The sequence below is a fragment of the Streptosporangium sp. NPDC003464 genome (assembly GCF_053588315.1).
In genome coordinates, this window is sequence record NZ_JBSFPS010000431.1 from 1 (window position 1) to 5,054 (window position 5,054).

The 5,054-nt window shown below is 73.7% G+C and carries 5 protein-coding genes; 3 read left to right on the forward strand and 2 right to left on the reverse strand.

Annotation, left to right across the window (positions count from 1 at the left end; genetic code table 11):
* Positions 1 to 169: helix-turn-helix transcriptional regulator (locus ACWDS7_RS46400; protein ID WP_451934502.1), on the reverse strand; the 169-nt coding region annotated here is incomplete at its 3' end.
* 180 nt (positions 170 to 349) lie between these two features.
* On the opposite strand from ACWDS7_RS46400, the gene ACWDS7_RS46405 reads away from it, so the two are divergent.
* Together ACWDS7_RS46405 and ACWDS7_RS46410 are read left to right on the forward strand one after the other, a co-directional pair.
* Positions 350 to 1,519, forward strand: a complete 1,170-nt coding sequence (locus ACWDS7_RS46405; RefSeq protein ID WP_451934499.1) for a winged helix DNA-binding domain-containing protein — start codon at positions 350 to 352, stop codon at positions 1,517 to 1,519.
* Positions 1,520 to 1,644: 125 nt separating this feature from the next.
* Positions 1,645 to 2,208, forward strand: a complete 564-nt coding sequence (locus tag ACWDS7_RS46410) for a carboxymuconolactone decarboxylase family protein (RefSeq protein WP_451934500.1) — start codon at positions 1,645 to 1,647, stop codon at positions 2,206 to 2,208.
* Positions 2,209 to 2,248: 40 nt separating this feature from the next.
* Here ACWDS7_RS46410 and ACWDS7_RS46415 read toward each other — a convergent pair whose 3' ends face one another.
* Positions 2,249 to 2,863: a TetR/AcrR family transcriptional regulator gene (locus tag ACWDS7_RS46415; RefSeq protein WP_451934501.1), complete on the reverse strand. Its 615-nt coding sequence runs from the start codon at positions 2,861 to 2,863 to the stop codon at positions 2,249 to 2,251.
* 127 nt (positions 2,864 to 2,990) lie between these two features.
* On the opposite strand from ACWDS7_RS46415, the gene ACWDS7_RS46420 reads away from it, so the two are divergent.
* The gene (locus ACWDS7_RS46420) at positions 2,991 to 4,937 is read left to right on the forward strand and encodes a HelD family protein (protein WP_451934503.1); all 1,947 of its coding nucleotides are present in this window, start codon (positions 2,991 to 2,993) and stop codon (positions 4,935 to 4,937) included.
* Positions 4,938 to 5,054 lie beyond the last annotated feature (117 nt).

Sequence of the window (5,054 nt, forward strand, 5' to 3'; positions counted from 1 at the left end):
CGCCCATCGTCGCCTGCACCGGGTAGCCCAGCTCGCGCAGCCGGTCGATGTCGCGGCGGATGGTGCGCGGGCTGACCTGCAGGCGGTCGGCGAGCTCGCTGCCGGGCCATTCGCGCGGGGTCTGGAGCAGGGACAGGAGGGTGAACAGCCGGGCGGGAGTGTCGCTCATGCAGTCCAGGATGCCAGTCATATGGGACAGGAACCGACCTAAATAGGTTCTAGGGTCGGACACCTCACCTCATCACCTCATCGCGTCGCGTCGTGGAACGGACCGTGGCCCCGGTGGCCGTATCCGACTTCCGGACGGCTCCGCCCTCACGGAGCGCGATCATCGAAGGAGCACCACCGAATGAGCATCCGCACGGGCCAGATGTCACACCTGTCATGGAGCGAGGTCTGCGCCAGGCGCCTGGAGCGGCATGCCCTGTCGGCCCCGTCCCGCGACGCCCGGCCCGCCGACGTCGTCGCCGCCATGTGCGGCGCGCACGCCCAGGTGCTGTCGGCCGCCGAGCTGTCCATCGGGCTGCGCGTCGCCGGCCTCACCCGCGCGGACGTCCGCCGGGCGCTGTGGGACGAGCGCAGCCTGGTCAAGACGTTCGGACCGCGGGGCACCGTGCACCTGCTGCCCACCGGCGACCTGCCCATGTGGACCGGCGCGCTGTCGGCGCTGCCCCTGCGCAGCAGTCATGCCAAGAACGTACGGCTGACGCCGGGGCAGATCGATGAGGTCGTGGAGGCGATCGCGGCCGTGCTGCAGGACGCCGAGCTGACCATCGACGAGCTGAGCCAGGAGGTCATCGCCGCCACCGGTCCCTGGGCCGGCGACCTGGTCATGCCCGGCTTCCAGGACATGTGGCCGCGCTGGCGCCAGGCCCTCGCCACGGCGGCGGACCGGGGCGCGCTGTGTTTCGGCCCCGACCGGGGCCGCAAGGTCACCTACACCAGCCCGCGCCGGTGGCTGCCCGGCTTCCGGCCCGCCGACGGGGCCACCGCCCTCGCCGGCGTCCTGAAGCGCTACCTGCACGCGTACGGCCCGGCCACGCCCGCCCAGTTCGCCCAGTGGCTGGCCGTACCGCGGCGGTGGGCGGCGGAGCTGTTCGAGTCCCTGGCCGGCGAGCTCGAGCGGGTGGAGGTCGACGGCACCCCGGCGTGGCTGGCCGCCGGGGACGGCGCGATGCCCTCCGCACCGCCCCGGGGGGTGCGGCTGCTGCCCTACTTCGACGCCTACACCGTCGGCTGCCACCCGCGCGAGCTGCTCTTCCCCGGCCCGGCCGCCGGCCGCGCCCTGGCCGGCGGCCAGGCGGGGAACTTCCCGGTGCTGCTCGTCGACGGGACGGCCGCCGGGGTATGGCACCAGCGACGCTCCGGCCGCAGGCTCGACATCACGGTGGAGCCGTTCGCCCCGCTCACCGCGGCACGGCGCAGCGAGCTCGACGCCCAGGTGGAGCGGGTCGGGGAGTTCCTCGAAGGGGAACCCCGGCTGACGATCGGCACCGTGACCGTGGGCGCTCACGCGTAGGCCGGGCCCCGCCGGGCTCCGGCGCCCCGTTGCCATAATCGTCAACCAGGTTTACCATTTGGACAACCACGTTGACCATTATCTCGCGGCGTGCGCAGGCACGCCCGTCCCCGAAAGCAGGTCCGATGTCCGAGAACGTCTTCGTCACCCTTACCGCCGAGAGCGCACCGGCCGCCGCCCGCCCGATCCTGGAGGCCTCGGAGCAGAAGTTCGGCTACCTCCCCGAGGCGGTCGGGCGGATGGCCCTCTCCCCGCAGACGCTCAAGGGGTTCCTCACGGTCAACGGCATCTTCGAGCAGACCACCCTCGCCCCCCTCGACCGCGAGGTCCTCATCCTGACCGTCGCCACCCGCAACAGCTGCCACGTCTGCGTGGCGATGCACACCGCCGCACTGGTCCGGCAGGAGGCCGCGCCCGAGCTCGTCGAGGCGCTGCGGTCCCGCAAGCCCCTCCCGGACGCGCGGCTGGAGGCGCTGCGGGTGTTCACCCATGCCGTCATGGACCGCTGCGGCGCGGTCGGCGACGAGGAGCTGCGGGCCTTCCTCGACGCCGGCTACACCCCGCAGAACGCCCTCGAAGTCGTCCTGGGGATAGGCACCTACACGATCTCGACCTTCGCCAACCGGATGATCGACGCCCCTCTCGACCCGCCGCTGACGGCCTTCGCCTGGGACGGAGACGCCCTCTAGCGGCCCTCCGCCCGGGCCGCGCCGCGGACCGCGCGGAGGCTCACGCGGCGTCCAGGCCCCGGCGCAGCAGGGCGAACGCGTGCGCGGCGGCGCGGACGGCCTCGGGATGGAGCCGTGCGGCCGTCTCCCCCTCGGCCAGCCGCAGCCAGTTCCGGCGGGCCAGCACGCGCTGCACGGCGAGCACCTGGCCGGCCAGGAGACTCGCGGTGAGATCGTCGGTGTCCTCGGCGAGCGCCCCGGCCAGCGCCTCCTCGTCCATGGCCATGTGGTGGAACAGGCGGGCCGCCAGGCTGGGGGTGGAGAAGACCATGCGGTGGTAGGCGAGCACCTCCGCGTGGTCGTTGAGGCCGGTGACCGGGTCGCGCCGGTCCAGGCCCGCCATGAAGTGGCGCTCCAGCGCGTCCAGCGGCCCCTCGTCCGGCCGGCGCCGCCGGACGACGCGCGCGGCCTCGCCCTGGTGGTCGGCGATCCGGTGCAGGACGAGGTCCTCCTTCGTGGCGAAGTATTTGAACAGGGTGGGCTTGGAGACCTCCGCGGCCGCCGCGATCTCGGCGACGGAAACCTCCCCGAAGCCCCGCTCCAGGAACAGCGTGATCGCCGCCGTGGAGATCGCATCATGAACCCGCTGTCGCTTGATGTCCCGGAGTCCCGTCATGCCTCCATCCTACCAATGCTGTTAACCTGGTTAATATCTTAACCGAGTTAATGTTTGATGGGCTGGAGGGACCGTGCTCGACGAGGAGAAGGCCTACGTCGCACGCTGCGAGGCGGCGCTGCGCAGGATGCTCGACGGCGCCCGCCTGAACGTCGTCATCGGCGAGCGGGTGGCGGGCGACCGCTACAGCGCCGAGCGGCTCGGGCGGCACCTCAAAAGCCTCGCCAAGGAGCTGGGAGAGGAGCCCGGCGGCCCGCCGTTCTTCGGCCGCCTCGACTTCGGCTCGGACGCCGCCGCCGGCGACCACCGCGCCCAGCGCTACTACATCGGCCGGCGGCACATCTCCGGCGACGTGGGGCGGCAGCCGATGGTGATCGACTGGCGCGCCCCCGTCTCCAGGGCGTTCTACCGGGCCGGCGCCCGTGACCCCCAGGGCGTCGCCGTACGCCGCCGGTTCGGCTGGGCGGGCATGACGCTGACCGGTTTCGAGGACGAGCGGCTCGACCACGGTGAGGATCTGGGGGCCACGAGCCGGATCGTGGCGGCCGAGATCGAGCGCCCCCGCGTCGGCCCGATGCGGGACATCGTCGCCACCATCCAGCCCGAGCAGGACGAGCTGGTCCGCGCCGACCTGGAGGAGTCGATCTGCGTCCAGGGAGCCCCCGGCACCGGCAAGACCGCCGTCGGCCTGCATCGGGCCGCCTACCTGTTGTACGCCCACCGGCAGCGGCTCGAACGCGGAGGCGTGCTGGTCCTGGGCCCCAACCGGGCGTTCCTCGGCTACATCTCGGCGGTGCTGCCCGCCCTGGGCGAGGTCGACGTCGAGCAGACCACCCTGGAGCGGCTGCTGGCCCCCGGGCCGGCGCAGGGAGTGGACGACGACGCCGCCGCGGCCGTCAAGCACGACGCCCGCATGGCGGACGTGCTGCGCCGGGCGCTGTACGGGCGGGTGCGCAGGCCCACCGGGCCGGTCACCGTCCCCGACGGCTCCTACCGCTGGCGCGTCGCTGAGGAGGAGCTGCGCCGCATCGTCGACGACACCCGGCGCGAGGCTCCGCCCTACGCCGTCGGACGCGAACGGGTGCTCTCCCGCACCGTCGCCATGCTGCAACGGCAGGCCGAAGCGCGGGGACGGACCGTCAACGCCGCCTGGACGCGCAAGATGGGCAGGGCCGTCACCCCGTTCCTGGACGCGGTGTGGCCCGCCGTACGGCCGCAGGAGGTGGTGGCGGAGCTGCTCGGCGACCCGGCGGCGCTGGCACGCGCCGCGGACGGGACGCTGACCCCGCAGGAGCAGGCGGCGATCGGGTGGGCCAGACCGCCGCGGACGTTCAAGAGCGCCAGATGGTCGGCGGCCGACGCCGTGCTCATCGACGAGGTCGCCGGCCTGCTGGAGCGCCCGCGGAGCTACGGGCACGTGATCGTCGACGAGGCCCAGGACCTGTCGGCGATGCAGTGCCGGGCCGTCGCCCGCAGGAGCGAGCACGGCTCGATCACCGTGCTGGGCGACCTGGCCCAGGGCACGACGCCGTGGGCCGCCCGCGACTGGCGGGACCGGCTGACCCATCTGGGCAAGCCGGGAGCCCAGGTGATCGCGTTGACGACCGGCTTCCGGGTGCCCGCGGCCGTCGTCGCGCTCGCCAACCGCCTGCTGGGAGAGCTCGAGGTGGACGTGCCACCGACCCGTTCCTTCCGGTCCGACGGCCGGCTCCGCGTCGAGGAGGTGCCCGATCTCCCGCGGGCCGCCGTCGCCGCGGTGCGCGAGGCCCTCCTGCGCGAAGGCTCGATCGCCGTCGTGGCCGCCGACGCCGCCGTCGAAGGGCTGGCGGCGGCGCTGTGGGACGCGGGCGTCACGATCGCCGAGGCCGGCGAGGCGGGCGCGCGGGTGACCGTCGTACCCGCGACGGTGGCCAAGGGGCTGGAGTACGACCACGTGGTGGTGGTCGAGCCGGCGGAGATCGTGGAAGCCGAGGCGCGGGGCCTCAACCGGCTGTACGTGGTGCTCACCCGCGCCGTCTCACGGCTCGACGTGCTGCACCGCCGCCCGCTGCCGCCGCAGCTGGCCGGGGCGTGAGACGGCCCGCCGCCACGGGGAGGGGTGCGGCCGCAGGCCTTCCTGCGGTCGTCGTGGCCGTGGAGGTCGCTGGCGTACCTGGCGTCGAGCGTCCTGCTCTGCGGCGGTGTCGGGCTG